Origin of the sequence: Microvirga pudoricolor, from assembly GCF_016892705.1 — a bacterium.
Taxonomy (GTDB): domain Bacteria; phylum Pseudomonadota; class Alphaproteobacteria; order Rhizobiales; family Beijerinckiaceae; genus Microvirga; species Microvirga pudoricolor.
In genome coordinates, this window is record NZ_JAFEMB010000001.1 from 1,611,656 (window position 1) to 1,625,187 (window position 13,532).

14 protein-coding genes are annotated in these 13,532 nt (G+C 68.2%); 10 read left to right on the top strand and 4 right to left on the bottom strand.

From position 1 onward, the window contains the following. Positions 1–442 precede the first annotated feature (442 nt). From ILT42_RS07475 to ILT42_RS07495, 5 genes are all read left to right on the top strand, one after another. A complete protein-coding gene (locus ILT42_RS07475; RefSeq protein ID WP_204214807.1) occupies positions 443–724 on the top strand; it encodes an acyl carrier protein in 282 nt (93 codons plus the stop codon). 11 nt (positions 725–735) lie between these two features. Beyond that, positions 736–1,194 carry a 3-hydroxyacyl-ACP dehydratase FabZ family protein gene (locus ILT42_RS07480; RefSeq protein ID WP_204214808.1) on the top strand — a complete coding sequence of 153 codons (459 nt, stop codon included), beginning with the start codon at positions 736–738 and terminating at the stop codon, positions 1,192–1,194. Further along, a complete protein-coding gene (locus ILT42_RS07485; protein ID WP_204214809.1) occupies positions 1,191–2,324 on the top strand; it encodes a beta-ketoacyl-ACP synthase in 1,134 nt (377 codons plus the stop codon). The genes ILT42_RS07480 and ILT42_RS07485 overlap by 4 nt, the downstream gene beginning before the upstream one ends. Positions 2,325–2,337: 13 nt before the next feature. Beyond that, positions 2,338–3,615, top strand: a complete 1,278-nt coding sequence (locus ILT42_RS07490; protein WP_204214810.1) for a beta-ketoacyl-ACP synthase — start codon at positions 2,338–2,340, stop codon at positions 3,613–3,615. Between the two features lie 238 nt (positions 3,616–3,853). Further along, positions 3,854–4,600, top strand: coding sequence for an SDR family NAD(P)-dependent oxidoreductase (locus ILT42_RS07495; RefSeq protein WP_204214811.1), 747 nt, complete (start codon positions 3,854–3,856; stop codon positions 4,598–4,600). A 66-nt stretch (positions 4,601–4,666) separates the two neighbouring features. Here the strand turns inward: ILT42_RS07495 and ILT42_RS07500 are convergent, their stop codons facing one another. The 3 genes from ILT42_RS07500 to ILT42_RS07510 form a co-directional block, all read right to left on the bottom strand. Next, a complete protein-coding gene (locus ILT42_RS07500) occupies positions 4,667–5,404 on the bottom strand; it encodes an SIMPL domain-containing protein (RefSeq protein ID WP_204214812.1) in 738 nt (245 codons plus the stop codon). A 158-nt stretch (positions 5,405–5,562) separates the two neighbouring features. After that, positions 5,563–6,663, bottom strand: coding sequence for a polyamine ABC transporter substrate-binding protein (locus ILT42_RS07505; RefSeq protein WP_204214813.1), 1,101 nt, complete (start codon positions 6,661–6,663; stop codon positions 5,563–5,565). Between the two features lie 96 nt (positions 6,664–6,759). Next, on the bottom strand, positions 6,760–7,914 hold the full coding sequence (locus ILT42_RS07510) for an aminotransferase (protein ID WP_204214814.1): 1,155 nt from the start codon (positions 7,912–7,914) through the stop codon (positions 6,760–6,762). 183 nt (positions 7,915–8,097) lie between these two features. Here ILT42_RS07510 and ILT42_RS07515 point away from each other — a divergent pair, with 183 nt between their 5' ends. The 5 genes from ILT42_RS07515 (at position 8,098) to ILT42_RS07535 (ending at position 12,652) form a co-directional block, all read left to right on the top strand. After that, positions 8,098–9,102, top strand: a complete 1,005-nt coding sequence (locus ILT42_RS07515; protein ID WP_204214815.1) for a FecCD family ABC transporter permease — start codon at positions 8,098–8,100, stop codon at positions 9,100–9,102. Further along, positions 9,099–9,875 (top strand): ABC transporter ATP-binding protein, encoded by a 777-nt coding sequence (locus ILT42_RS07520; protein WP_204214816.1) that lies wholly within the window; start codon positions 9,099–9,101, stop codon positions 9,873–9,875. Before ILT42_RS07515 ends, ILT42_RS07520 begins: the two co-directional genes overlap by 4 nt. 71 nt (positions 9,876–9,946) lie before the next feature. Continuing rightward, positions 9,947–10,192, top strand: coding sequence for a type II toxin-antitoxin system Phd/YefM family antitoxin (locus tag ILT42_RS07525; RefSeq protein ID WP_204214817.1), 246 nt, complete (start codon positions 9,947–9,949; stop codon positions 10,190–10,192). Next, the gene (locus ILT42_RS07530; RefSeq protein WP_204214818.1) at positions 10,189–10,575 is read left to right on the top strand and encodes a type II toxin-antitoxin system VapC family toxin; all 387 of its coding nucleotides are present in this window, start codon (positions 10,189–10,191) and stop codon (positions 10,573–10,575) included. The genes ILT42_RS07525 and ILT42_RS07530 overlap by 4 nt, the downstream gene beginning before the upstream one ends. A gap of 91 nt (positions 10,576–10,666) precedes the next feature. Continuing rightward, the gene (locus ILT42_RS07535; RefSeq protein WP_204214819.1) at positions 10,667–12,652 is read left to right on the top strand and encodes a nucleoside-diphosphate sugar epimerase/dehydratase; all 1,986 of its coding nucleotides are present in this window, start codon (positions 10,667–10,669) and stop codon (positions 12,650–12,652) included. Here the strand turns inward: ILT42_RS07535 and ILT42_RS07540 are convergent. After that, on the bottom strand, positions 12,567–13,502 hold the full coding sequence (locus tag ILT42_RS07540) for an NAD-dependent epimerase/dehydratase family protein (protein ID WP_204214820.1): 936 nt from the start codon (positions 13,500–13,502) through the stop codon (positions 12,567–12,569). The genes ILT42_RS07535 and ILT42_RS07540 overlap by 86 nt on opposite strands. Between the last annotated feature and the right edge of the window lie 30 nt (positions 13,503–13,532).

Genomic DNA, 13,532 nt, shown 5'->3' on the forward strand with positions numbered 1-13,532 from the left:
GGATGGCGCTGCCGTTCTTAGGAGAGCCCCGAGAGGTGCCCGGGTTGGGGCCCGGATCTCTGTCGTGCGGGCCTTGTCGCCCGCCTTGTCCTGCCGGTTGACCGGCTTGCCGATATCGATATGACATTACGTTGCGAAAGACAAGGCCGCCCCGCGAATTTTTTCGTGGCCACGGGGAAAGCAGGGACAACCGGCGGCGAGGCCTGCGTGGTCCGATGCCGGGCTCGGCCGCCTCTGGGGCAGCTTCCGACGAGGCAGGCGTGTCGCAGGGGCCATCCCGCCGCCGCTCGCCCGACAAGTTGCGTCGGATCAGTTGCCGCCCTGCGGCCCGTCGTGTAAGGGGTGCGGTTCGATCCGTCTTCCACGGCGGGAGGCGCCTCGGCCGGCGCTCATGCCGCCCGACGCCTTCCCGACGATCCATCATTTCAGGAGAGCGACGAGCATGTCGTCCACCTTCGAGACCGTCGCCGGCATCATTTCCGATACGGCCGACATTCCGCGCGACCAGATCACCCCCGAGAGCCATGCCATCGACGATCTCGGCATCGACTCGCTCGCCTTCCTGGACATCGCGTTCGCGATCGACAAGGCCTTCGGGATCAAGCTGCCGCTGGAGCAGTGGACCCAGGAAGTGAACGAGGGCAAGGCTCCGGCCGAGGAATACTTCGTACTGAAGAACCTCGTGGCCCGCATCGACGCCCTCATCGCTGCCAAGAACGCTTAAAAGACAAACCCATGCGCCTCGAATATTTCGAGATGATCGACCGCGTGGTCGGGCTCGACCGCGACGCGAAGCGGATCGAGGCGCGCTCCACGGTGCCGACCGAAAGCCCCGTCTTCGAGGGCCATTTTCCGGGTCATCCCCTGGTGCCGGGCGTGCTGCTCACCGAGACCATGGCCCAGGCCTCCGGTTACTTGGTGCTGGGCCTGATGGATTTCTCGCACATGCCGTTCCTTATGGCGGTCGATAAGGCGCGCTTCCGCACTTTCGTAGGGCCCGGAACCGTGCTGGCGATCACCGCCACCCTGGAGCATGAGGGTTCGGGCTATGCCGTCACCAAGGCGAGGATCGCGGTGGAGGGCAAGCCGATCTGCGACGCGGAGCTGCGCTTCCGGATCATGCCCTTCCCGGCGGATTTAAGCGAGCAGATGCGCGGACAGGCGCGGCGGATCGGCCTTCTGGAGGCAGCATGACGCGGGAAGTGGTCGTCACCGGCATCGGGCTCGTGTCCAACGCGGGCGAGGGGGTCGAGGCGCACCTCCAGGCCCTGGCGGCGGGGGCTCCGCCCCGGACCGACGCGGAGCGCTTCGCGCCCCATCCGGTCCATCCCCTGGCGGCGCTGGACTACGACAAGCAGATCCCCAAAAAGTCCGACCAGCGCCAGATGGAAGCCTGGCAGCGCATCGGCGTCTACGCGGCGGGGCTAGCGCTGGACGCGGCGGGCGTGAAGGACGATGCCGAGCTGAAGGCCCGCATGCACCTCGTGGTGGCGGCAGGTGGCGGCGAGCGCGACTACGCGGTCGACGGCCAGATCCTGACGGGCCTGCGCCAGGCCGAGAATCCCGGCGTGTTCCTCAACGAGCGCCTCATGGGCGACCTGCGGCCGACCCTGTTCCTGGCCCAGCTCTCCAACCTGCTCGCCGGCAACATCTCCATCGTGCACGGGGTCACGGGCGCGTCGCGCACCTTCATGGGCGAGGAATCGAGCGGCGTCGACGCGATCCGCATCGCCCAAGCCCGCATCGCGTCGGGCCAGAACGACATCTTCCTCGTGGGCGGCGCCTACAATGCCGAGCGCCCCGACGTGCTTCTCATCTACGAGATGGGCGGCTTCCTTTGGAAGCAGCCCTACCGGCCCGTGCGCGAGCGCGGCCCGGAGGGCGGCATGATCCTGGGCAGCGGCGCCTGCTTCCTGGTGCTGGAATCCCGCGAGCACGCGGAGGCGCGGGGCGCGAAGCCCCTGGCGGCCATCGCGGGCGTGGCCTCCGACCGCGCGCGACGCGAACCGGGCAGCGTTACGAAAGCCCTCACGAAACTGGCGGGCGATCTCGATGCCAAGCCCGATCTCGTGATCTCCGGCGCCACGGGCGTGGCGGAGATGACGGGGGAGGAAATGGCAGCCATCGCGGCCCTGGCCCCGCAGGCCGCGGTTCGGATGACCGGCGACCTGATCGGGCATACGATGGAGGGCCAAGCCCCGGCGGGCGTGGGCCTCGCGGCCGCGCTCATTGCCGACGGACAGGCCTCCGAGGCCCTCGTGACCTCGGTCGGCCACCAGCGTGGCGAGGGGGCCGTCCGGCTCGTCCGCGCTTCGGGAGCGTAAGGGAGACAACACCATGGCGCTTCGCGACAAACAGGGCCGACCGCTCGTGGCCGTCACCGGCATGGGCGCCGTCACGTCCATCGGCCACGGCAAGGACGAGACCTGGGCTTCGCTGACCGCGGGCCGGTCGGGCATCAAGCGCATCAGCCGCTTTCCCACCGAGGGCCTGCGCACCACCATGGCGGGCACCGTCGACGACGTGGAGGTGGAGGATCCGTTCAGCGCCCCCATGCTGTCCGAGCGCTTCGCCGTGTTGGCCGCCGAGGAGGCGGTCTCCCAGGCTGGCCTGTCGCACAACGATTTTCCGGGTGCGCTCTTCATCGCGGTGCCGCCCGTCGAGATGGAGTGGCCCCAGCGTGAGGCCCTGGCCGATGCCTCCGGCCAAACCGGGGACATCACCTACGCGGATCTCCTGAAGGCCGCCGAGACGGGCCGCTTCAAGGCCTGGCACAACCTGTTCATCTTCGGCACCGTGGCCGATCGGGTGGCCGACCGCTTCGGCACCAAGGGCTCGCCGATCTCGCTCTCCACCGCCTGCTCGTCCGGCGCGACCGCGATCCAGCTCGGCGTCGAGGCGATTCGGCGGGGCGAGACGGATGCGGCGCTCTGCATCGGCACCGACGGGTCCGTGAACCCGGAATCCCTCATCCGCTTCTCGCTGCTCTCCGCGCTTTCGACCCAGAACGAGAACCCGGAAGGGGCCTCCAAGCCGTTCTCCAAGAACCGGGACGGTTTCGTGATGGGCGAGGGCGGGGCCGCCCTCGTGCTGGAGAACGCCGACGCCGCGATCGCACGGGGCGCCAAGATTCTCGGATATGTCCTTGGCGCAGGCGAGCGGGGCGACGGTTTCCACCGCACCCGATCGAGCCCGGACGGTGCGCCAGGCATCGCGGCCATCCGGGCGGCGCTCGACGATGCGGGCCTGCATCCGGACCGGATCGACACCATCAACGCCCACGGGACCTCGACGCCCGAGAACGACAAGATGGAGGCCATGAGTTGCAAAGCCGTGTTCGGCGAGCGCATGGCGACCGTTCCGATCTCGTCCAACAAGTCGATGATCGGCCACACGCTCACGGCCGCGGGTGCCGTCGAGGCCGTGATGTCCCTGATGACGATCCTCAACGGCCGCATCCCGCCGACGATCAACTACAACGTGCCCGACCCGGCGATCCCGCTGGACGTGGTGCCGAACGTCGCCCGCGACGCCAATGTCACCACCGTGCTGTCGAACTCCTTCGGCTTCGGCGGGCAGAACACCTGCCTCGTGCTCGGGGCGGAACCGGCGTGACGAGTCTGGGCGCAGCCATTGCTCGGAAACACCACTTAACCCTCTCCCCCAAGGATATCGGGCCTGCCCGATATCCCGTCGGAAAAACGCAAGTCGGGAACACCCGACTTGCGGTGGGGGAGAGATGGAGAGGGGGGTATGTCGCCATCGGGATGAGCAAGTGCGCCTTCGGCCCGTTTGCGCCCACCCCCCTCCCTAGCCCTCCCCCACAAGGGGGGAGGGGATTGGAGTCCCATCCATGACCCGTGTTCTCGTCACCGGCGGCGGCAAGGGCGTCGGCGCCGCTATCGTGCGGGCCCTCGTGGCGGCGGGCCACGATGTGGATTTCACCTACCGGTCGTCGGCCGATGCGGCCACCGCGCTCGCCGACGAGCTCATGGGTGCCCATCCGGGCCGCACGGTCGCGATCCATCCCGTCGACCTCTCCGACACGCAGGCCGTGGAAGCCTTCTGCGAGAGCATCGAAGGCGAGAGCTGGTTCGGGTTCGTGCATAATGCGGGCCAGCCCTACGACGCACTCGCCGCCATGATGCAGCAGGACAAGGCCGAAGCCGCCATGCAGGTGAACTTCTGGTCCATGACCCGCATCGCCAAGGCCCTCATGCGCGGCATGATCCGGGCGAAAGCGGGCCGCATCGTCGGCATCGGGTCGGTGGCGGCGCTCCAGGGCAATCCCGGCAACGCCGCCTATGCGGCCTCCAAGGGCGCGTTGATCTCCTATTGCCGCACCCTCGCCATCGAGACCGCCAAGCGCGGCGTCACCGTCAACGTCATCGCGCCGGGCTTCATCGACACCGACATGATGGCGCCTTACGCGGCCTATCGCGACACCATGGAAAAGCAGATCCCGGCGGGCCGCTTCGCCAAGCCGGAGGAAATCGCGGGGCTCGCCGCTTTCCTGATGAGCGAGCCCGCAGCCTACATCACCGGTACGGTGCTGCCCATTGACGGCGGCCTGACCGCGATGATCGGGATCCACCGCTAGGCGCGCGCCGCGATCCCGGCCGGCCGCCTCGGAGGCGGGCCGGACCGGGTGGGAACCCGGGCCCTCTCATGGCTTCGGGGCGATCTCCCACACCATCTGGATGCCGGACGTGTAGCGCAGGGTCGCGGGCGGCACGATGGGCACCTCCTCGGCCGGGGCGGCCTTCATGGCCTGCATCCGCATCATGCCGTCGTTGCGCTCCATATAGGGCTGGGCCGAGCCGTCCCGGATCTCCAGGATGCGCCCGAGGCTCACGCCGGAGGCTTCCGCATAAAGCTCGGCCTGACGCCGGGCATCCCGCACCGCCGCCCGCCGGGCCTCGTCGCCGCCCTCCTCCTGCCGGTCGAGACCGAAGGAGACCGACTGGAACAGCATGTTGGGGCTGGCCAGAATCTCGCCCGCCAGCCGCCCGACGCCGCTCAGGTCGCGGGTGGTGATCCGCAGGCGGTGATGGACGGTGAATTTGGGCTGCTTGATCTCATTGCCGTTGCGGTCGGCGCGGAGCGGGGTCTGGAAGACCTGAAAGTTCTCCGTGCGGATGTCGTCCTTCTTGATGCCCAGGCCCTGGATGCGCGCCAGCACCTCCTCCGAGGAGGTGCGGTTCTGGTCCACGGTCTTGGCCACGGTGTCGCCTTGCGTTTCCACCAGCACGAAAACCCGCGCGAAATCGGGCTTCAGCTCCGCCTCGCCGGTGCCCGACACGCTGATCGTGGCGGGGCGCGGGCCGCGGACGGACGGGTCTTGGGCCATGGCCGGGGAGGCAAGAAGAACGGCCGCGAGAGCGGATGCAGACAAAAGGCGCATGAAAGGGATCCTCGAAAACGAACTCCGCCCCGGAGCATTCCCGGCAAAGCGGACGCCGGTTTGCCGTCGGAAATGCGGCGAAAGAACGGTGAAGCCGAACCTACGATCCGGCGTCACCAGGAGTTCGCGACCTTACCGAGGTGGGCCTGAAGGGGCGCTTAACGGCCCGTCTTCACCCGGGTCCAGAGCCGGGTGACGGTGCGCTGCGAGCGGTCGTCATAGGCCGTGTTGGTGAACAGCCGCTTGAAGGTCGCCTCGTCCGGGTAGATGCCGGGGTCGTTGAGGATCTCCGGCTTGACCGCCGCCTTGGCGGCGAGGTTGCCCGAAGCATAGGACACGAAGTTCGTGTTCATGGCGGCGATCTCGGGCCGCATCATGAAGTTGATGAAGGCGTGCGCCTCGGCCACGTTCCGGGCGTCGGCCGGGATCGCGAAGTTGTCGAACCACATCAGGGCGCCCTCGCGGGGGATCACGTAGGAGATCTCGACGCCGTTCTTGGCCTCCTCGGCCCGGTTCTTGGCCTGGATCATGTCGCCCGAATAGCCCACCGCCATGCAGATGTCGCCGTTGGCGAGGGCGTTGATGTATTCCGACGAGTGAAATTTCTGGACGTTGCCGCGCACCCGGAACAGGGCGTCGCCCGCCTTGGTCAGGTCGTCGGTGCGCTTCGAATCCGGGTTGAGACCGAGATAGGCCAGGATGCCCGGGAACAGGTCCTCGGGGCTATCCAGCACGTAGATGCCGCACGCCTTCAGCTTGGAGGCGTATTCCGGCTTCATGAGCAGGTCCCAGGTGTTGAGCGGCACGTTCTCGCCCAGGATCTCGCGCACCTTCTTGGTGTTGAGCCCAATCCCCGTGGTGCCCCACATGTAGTTCACAGCGTATTGGTTGCCGGGATCGAAGACCGCAAGGCGTTGCGCGATCTCGGGCCACGCATTGGAGAGATTCGGCAGCTTGGCCTTGTCGAGGCGCTGGAAGATCTTGGCCCCGATGAGCCTCTGCAGGAACGGTCCGGACGGCACCACGATGTCGTAGCCCGACTTGCCCGCGAGCAGCTTGGTCTCCACGATCTCGTTGTTGTCGTAGGTGTCGTACACGACCTTGATGCCGGTCTCCTTGGTGAATGCGTCCAGGGCCTTCGGGTCGATATAATCGGACCAGTTATAGACGTTGACCGTCTTGTCCTGGGCGAGGGCGGCCGACGTTGCCCCGAGGGCGACGCCGAGGCTGAGAACGGCTGACACGAGGGTGCGGATCATCAGGGGTGGGAACTCCGTAAGGTTAAGCCGGCCGCGCCGATGCGGCCCCTCGGAAGCTAGGAAATTCCGGGCTTGGAAACAAGCGCATGCACCGCCTCACGCCGCGCGCCGCACCGCGTCCGCGAGCCGTTCAAGGCCCGCGTCCAGGGTCGCGTCCCGCTTGGCGAAGCAGAACCGGACCACATTCTTGACCGCGCCCTCCGCGTAGAAGGCCGAGACCGGGATGGCCGCGACCCCGTGATCCATCACCAGGCGGCGGCAGAACGCCACGTCGTCGCTCTCGCCCAGGGGCGCGATGTCGATGTTGAGAAAATACGTGCCCTGGCTCGGGATGACCTTGAAGCCGAGGGTCTCCAGCCCCGCCGAGAAGCGGTCGCGGCTGCGGGCGAAGCCGGCCCGCATGGTCTCGAAATAGACGTCGTCCTTGGCGAGCCCGTAGGCCACGGCCGCCTGGAGGTTGGGCGGGGTCGTGAAGGTGAGGAACTGGTGCGATTTCGCCAGGACCTTCAGGATGTGCGGCGCGGCGCAGACGAACCCGACCTTCCAGCCCGTGAGGCTGAAGATCTTGCCCGCCGAGCCGATCTTGACCGAGCGCTCGCGCATGCCCGGAAGCCCCAGCACCGGCTGATGCCGGCGTCCGTCGAACACCACGTGCTCCCAGACCTCGTCGGAGATCGCGATGGCGTCGAAGCGGCGGCAGAAATCGGCCAGCAGGTTCAGGTCGTCCTGGGAAAAGATCGTGGCCGTGGGGTTGAGCGGGTTGTTGAAGACGACCGCCTTGGTCTTGGGCGAGAAAGCCTTGGCCAAAGCCTCCTCAGTCAGCCGGAAATGCGGCGGCTGGAGCGTCACGAATTTGGGGATGCCGCCGGCCAACCGCACCAGGGGCAGGTAGGCGTCGTACATGGGCTCGAACAGCACCACCTCGTCGCCGGGCTCCACGATGCCCAGGATCGCGCCCGCCAGCGCCTCCGTGGCGCCGGACGTGACCATCACCTCGGTGTTGGCGTCGAGGTCGAGGCCCTGCCAGTGCCCGTAATGGGCCGCGATGGCGGAGCGAAGTTCCGGGATGCCCATCATGGACGGGTACTGGTTGTAGCCGTCGAGCGAGGCTTCCGCCGCCTTGCGCCGCACGTCCTCCGGCCCCGGATCGTCCGGAAAGCCCTGGCCGAGATTCACCGCACCGGTCTCCCGGGCGAGGCTCGACATCACCTCGAAGATGGTGGTCGGAAGGTTGGCGAAGATCGGGTTCATGCCGCGCTCACGGGTTGGTTGTTGGGCCGGGTCGGGTTCGTAGCACGGTGCGGGCGCGATGACACGCGGGATTGGTGGATCGCAGACACGGCGCATGACCCTTCCCGCAAGGCCAGAGAGCACAGCCCGCGTGACTCACAGCCCCGCCCTTGCTATCGCGACAAGGACGCAACCCGGCTCGCCATGCTCCGCTCGACCAAGCCCCTGATCCTCGGCCTCCTGGCTCTCGCGGGCGGGCTCGCGCTCGCATCCCTGATGCTCGGGCCCGCGCCCCTATCGCCGGGACTTGCCCTGAAAGCGCTCGTGACGGACCAGGGCAGCGCCAGCGTGGTGGTGCGGGAGATCCGCCTGCCGCGCACCCTGCTGGCGCTCCTGATCGGCTGGACCTTCGGGCTTACGGGAGCGGCGCTCCAGGGGCTCCTGCGCAACCCCCTCGCCGACACCTCCGTGTTCGGCGCCTCCCAGGCGGCGGCGTTCGGGGCGGTGTCGGTGCTGTATTTCGGGCTCGTCGGCGCCCTGTCGTGGGCGTTGCCGGCCGCCGCCATCGGCGGGGCCCTCCTGTCCATCGGGCTCGTGGTGGCGGTGGCGGGCCGGTCCACCACGGTCGTGGTGCTGGTTCTGGCCGGGCTGGCGGTGGGAAGCCTCGCCGGGGCCGCCACGTCGCTCGCCATCAGCCTGTCGCCCAATCCCTTCGCCGTCACCGAGATCGTGTTCTGGCTCCTGGGCTCCCTGGAGGACCGGTCCCTCACCCATCTGTGGCTCGCCTTTCCGTTCTGCCTTCTCGCGAGCGGGCTCCTGCTCGCCTGCGGGCCCGGCTTGCGCGCCCTGGCGCTGGGCGAGGAGACCGCCGCGAGCCTCGGCGTGAACGTGCCGCGCCTGCGGTTCGGGATCGTGCTCGCCTCCGCGCTCGGCACGGGCGCGGCCGTGGCGGTGGCCGGGTCGATCGGCTTCGTGGGCCTGGTCGTGCCCCACCTGATCCGGCCCCTGGTGGGGCACGACCCGGCCCGCGCCCTCGTGCCGGCGGGACTCGCGGGCGCGGCCCTGCTGCTTGCCGCCGATATCGCCGTGCGGCTGATCCCGACCCCCGCCGAGGTCAAGATCGGGGTGCTGACGGCGCTCATCGGCGTGCCGTTCTTCCTCTGGATCATCGCCCGCCGGAAGGCCGAATTGTCGGAGACGCCCGCGTGACCCGGCTCGACGCAAGAGGACTCGCCGTCGATCTCGGCCGCAAGCCGGTGCTCGGCGGGATCGACCTCGCGTTCGAGGCCGGGTCCCTCACGGTGGTCGTCGGGCCCAACGGGGCGGGCAAGACCACCTTAATCCGGGCGCTCGCCGGTCTCCTCAAGCCCCGGCAGGGCGCGGTGAGGCTCGACGGGCGCGCCCTGTCCGACCTGTCCGGCCATGAGCGGGCGCGGTCCATCGCCTATCTGCCGCAATCCGCCACGCTGGCCTGGCCGCTGCCCGTCGCGGGCGTGGCGGCGCTCGGCCGCCTGCCCCATGGCGAGACCCCGGACGCCCTGACCCTGGAGGGCCGGGAGGCGGTGCGGACGGCCCTCCACGCTGTCGGCCTCGAGGGTTTCGAGACCCGCCCCGCGACGGACCTCTCCGGCGGCGAGCGCGCCCGGGTCCTGCTCGCCCGGGCTCTCGCGACCCAAGCCCCGGTCCTGCTCGTGGACGAGCCCGTGGCGGCCCTCGACCCGCGTCACCAGCTCATCGTTCTGGATATTCTGCGCGCCAAGGCCCGTTCCGGCGCCACGGTGGTCGCCATCATGCACGACCTCACCCTGGCGGCCCGCCATGCGGACCGGATCGTGCTGCTGGAGGGCGGCCGCATCCGGGCCGAAGGGCCGCCCGAGACGGTCCTGACCGAGGCGCACCTGGCCGAGAGCTTCGGCATCGCGGCCCATGTCACCCACCAGGACGGCCGCCTGACGGTCACGCCGGACCGGCCTTTGCCGTGATCTGACCAAACACCCCTTGAAGGCAGGTTGCTATTGAACTAAGTTCAGTGGACTAAGTTCGGAGGATTGCCATGGAAACGGTCAACATTCATCAGGCCAAGACTCACTTGTCCCGGCTGGTTGATCGGGCCGCCAAAGGAGAATCCTTCGTGATCGCCAAGGCTGGCCAGCCCTTGGTCAAGGTCGTGCCGTTGGACACCCCTAATCCCACCAAGCTCAAGCGCACCGGTTTCATGATCGGTCAAATCAAAGTCCCGGACGATTTTGATCGAATGGCCCAAGACGAGATCGAGGCACTCTTCAACGGTGAGACGTGAGATATCTGCTCGATACTCATCTCCTGGTTTGGATCGCGGGGGATCCGGACAGGCTGTCCACGGAAGCCGTCCGGTTGATCGAGGCAGAGGATAACCAACTCTTCTTCAGTGCGGCCAGCCTGTGGGAGATCGCCATCAAGAATAGCCTCGCGCGTGCCGATTTCCTCATTGATGCTCGGGTGCTCCGGCAGGGATTGTTGGACAGGGATTACCGGGAGATTCCGGTCACCAGCGATCACGCGGTGGCAATCGATGGATTGCCGGCGATTCACAAAGATCCCTTCGACCGGATCCTGATCGCCCAAGCCATGGTGGAAGGGGTCGTTTTGCTGACGGCGGATGCGACGATCGCCCGTTATCCAGGGCCGGTCAGGCAGGTCTGAACGCGAGAGAAGGCACTTCCGCCTGCCCGGCCCTCACATTGACAAAGCCCCGGTCCCGGCGGATACCCCGTTGCGTTTCTCGGCCGGGTTCATGAATCGTCAGCTTCTCAAGAAAACGCTCATCATCGCGCACGATCTCCTGATGACGGCCCTCGCCGTCGTCCTGACCTTCGTGGTGCGGTTCGATGGCTGGCTTCTGAACGAGCGCCTGCAGCAGCTGCCCCTGTTCCTGCCGCCCTTCATCGTGTTCGCCGGGCTGGTCTACTGGTTCTTCCAGCTGTACCGGTCCAAATGGCGCTTCGCCTCCCTGCCGGACCTGTTCAACATCTTCCGGGCCTCGACGGTGCTGGCGCTGGCCCTGCTGGTGGCTGACTACATCTTGGTGTCGCCGCAGCTGTTCGGGTTTTTCTACTTCGGCAAGATCACCATCGCGCTCTACTGGCTGATCCAGATGTTCCTGCTGGGCGGCCCGCGCCTGGCCTTCCGCTATTTCAAATATGCCCAGTCGCGCACCGGGTTGGAGCGGGATTCCAACACCCCGACCCTGCTGCTCGGGCGCGGCGCCGATATCGAGGTGATCCTGCGGGCCATCGAGTCCGGCACCGTGAAGAAGATGCAGCCCAAGGGCGTGCTCTCCTACCGGTCCGACGATCTCGGCCAGTCGATCCGGGGCGTCCCGGTGCTGGGCACCTTCACGGATCTCGACCAGGTGGTGCAGGATTTCCAGGAGCGCGGCTCGCCCATCCGCCGCCTCGTGGCGACCCCCAGCGCCCTGTCGCCGGAGGCCCATCCCGACATGCTCATCGCCCGGGCCCGCCGCCTCGGGCTGCCGCTGGTGCGGGTCACGAGCCTCGGCGAGGGCATGCGCAACGCCGAGCTGGCGCCCCTGGAGATCGAGGACCTGCTCCTGCGTCCGACCGTGCAGATCGACCGCACGCGGCTCGAGACGTTCATCCGCGGCAAGCGCGTGCTGGTCACGGGCGGGGGCGGCTCCATCGGGTCGGAGATCTGCACCCGCGTGGTGGCGTTCGGGGCGAGCGACCTCATGATCGTGGAAAGCTCGGAGCCGTCCCTGTTCCACATCCTGGAGAACCCGACGCTCATCGATTCCGACACGGCCGTCGAAGGCGTCATCGCCGACGTGCGAGACCGGGAGCGGATGCGGGAGGTGATGGGCGCCTTCAAGCCGGACGTGGTGTTCCACGCCGCCGCGCTCAAGCACGTGCCCTATCTCGAGGCCCACTGGATGGAGGGCATCAAGACCAACGTGTTCGGCTCCGTGAACGTGGCCGATGCGGCCGTGGAGGCGGGGGTTCGCGCCATCGTGCTGGTGTCCACCGACAAGGCCATCGACCCGGTCTCGATGCTGGGCGCCACCAAGCGCTTCGCCGAGATGTACGGGCAGGCGCTCGACGCTGAGTTCCGGGGCCGGGGCGACGCGACCCGCATCATCGCGGTGCGCTTCGGCAATGTCTTGGGCTCCGTCGGCTCCGTGGTGCCGAAGTTCAAGGCGCAGATCGCGCGCGGCGGGCCGATCACCGTCACCCATGCCGACATGGTCCGCTACTTCATGACCATCCGGGAGGCCGCCGACCTCGTGCTGACGTCGGCCAGCCACGCCAACCAGGAGGGCCGCACCCTCGACCCTCGGGCCAACACGGACGACCGCGCCTCGGTCTACGTGCTCAACATGGGCCAGCCGGTGCGCATCTACGAGCTCGCCGAGCGCATGATCCGGCTTGCGGGCTACGAGCCGGGCGAGGATATCGAGATCAACGTCACGGGCACCCGGCCGGGCGAGCGCCTGCACGAGATCCTGTTCGCCCGGGACGAGCCCATGGCCGAGATCGGCATCGCGGGCGTGATGGCGGCCAAGCCCATTTTCGCCGACCGGGCGCGGGTGAACGAGTGGCTGGACGCCCTGAAGCAGGCTCTCGTGGCGGGGGACCGGGCGGCGGCCGACCGGGTCTTCGAGGAAGCGATCCCCGAATTCAAGCGCCGGCTGCAGCCGATTCCCGCGCCAGCGCAGCCAGACCCTCCGGCGTCGCGACCGGCGGCTGCCAGCCGAAGCGCCTGAGCGCGTCCGGGCTCGCCACCAGCGAACCGGCGATCCGCTCATAGGCTTCCGCCTTGCCCGTAAGCGTCGCGGCGGTTTTCAGCACGAAGGCCGGAACCGGGACGAGTCCGGGCTCGCGGCCAAGCCCCCGGCGCAGGGCCGCGATCATCTCCGGCACCGTCACGGGCTCAGGATCCGCCACGATGAAGGGGCGGCGGATCGGGCCATCGGCCCTCAGGACCGTGTCCACGGCCGCCACGAGATTGTCGAGGGACAGGAGCGAGCGACGGCCCTTGAGGCCCCCGAGGGGCAGCGGCCAGGGTTTTTGCGCCAGGCCGAGCAGCTGGGCCATGTTGCCCTTCACGCCGGGGCCGTAGACCAGGACCGGGCGCAGGGCCGCCCAGTCGAGGCTGGAGGACGCCAAGCCCTGCTCGGCCTCCAGCTTGGAGCGCCCGTAGGCGTCCGTGGGGCGCGGCTCCCCATCCTCCGTCAGGATGCTGTCGGCCGCCGGGCCGCTCTGGGCCCGGATCGAGGATAGGAACACGAAGCGCCGCACGCCCGCGCGTTCGGCGGCCCGCGCGAGCGCCAGGGTGCCTTGCGTGTTGATGGCCCGGTAATCGTCTTCTGGGCGGCCCGACATGGCGTGCGCCAGCCCCGCCGAGTGGATCACCATGTCGACGTCGCGCAGGGCCGCCGCCATGTTGTGCGGCGACGCGATGTCGCCGATCACGGCGCTGGTGGCGCCCGGCGGCACCTCGCTCGGACGGCGCAGCAGAACCCGGACGCGATAGCCGCGTCCCGGCAATTCGCGCAGGAGATGATGGCCGATGAATCCGGTGGCGCCGGTGAGCGCGATGAGGGGCTGGGTCATGGGAGCTCGATCAGGAGGGCGCGACCTTGG

What these genes read in the sequence shown, in the direction of transcription:
- ILT42_RS07490 (WP_204214810.1), top strand. Translation starts at nt 2,338, where the DNA reads ATGGCGCTTCGCGACAAACAGGGCCGACCGCTCGTGGCCGTCACCGGC.
- ILT42_RS07535 (WP_204214819.1), top strand. Translation starts at nt 10,667, where the DNA reads ATGAATCGTCAGCTTCTCAAGAAAACGCTCATCATCGCGCACGATCTC.
- ILT42_RS07540 (WP_204214820.1), bottom strand. Translation starts at nt 13,502, where the DNA reads ATGACCCAGCCCCTCATCGCGCTCACCGGCGCCACCGGATTCATCGGC.
- ILT42_RS07480 (WP_204214808.1), top strand. Translation starts at nt 736, where the DNA reads ATGCGCCTCGAATATTTCGAGATGATCGACCGCGTGGTCGGGCTCGAC.
- ILT42_RS07510 (WP_204214814.1), bottom strand. Translation starts at nt 7,914, where the DNA reads ATGAACCCGATCTTCGCCAACCTTCCGACCACCATCTTCGAGGTGATG.
- ILT42_RS07495 (WP_204214811.1), top strand. Translation starts at nt 3,854, where the DNA reads ATGACCCGTGTTCTCGTCACCGGCGGCGGCAAGGGCGTCGGCGCCGCT.
- ILT42_RS07505 (WP_204214813.1), bottom strand. Translation starts at nt 6,663, where the DNA reads ATGATCCGCACCCTCGTGTCAGCCGTTCTCAGCCTCGGCGTCGCCCTC.
- ILT42_RS07475 (WP_204214807.1), top strand. Translation starts at nt 443, where the DNA reads ATGTCGTCCACCTTCGAGACCGTCGCCGGCATCATTTCCGATACGGCC.
- ILT42_RS07525 (WP_204214817.1), top strand. Translation starts at nt 9,947, where the DNA reads ATGGAAACGGTCAACATTCATCAGGCCAAGACTCACTTGTCCCGGCTG.
- ILT42_RS07515 (WP_204214815.1), top strand. Translation starts at nt 8,098, where the DNA reads ATGCTCCGCTCGACCAAGCCCCTGATCCTCGGCCTCCTGGCTCTCGCG.
- ILT42_RS07485 (WP_204214809.1), top strand. Translation starts at nt 1,191, where the DNA reads ATGACGCGGGAAGTGGTCGTCACCGGCATCGGGCTCGTGTCCAACGCG.
- ILT42_RS07500 (WP_204214812.1), bottom strand. Translation starts at nt 5,404, where the DNA reads ATGCGCCTTTTGTCTGCATCCGCTCTCGCGGCCGTTCTTCTTGCCTCC.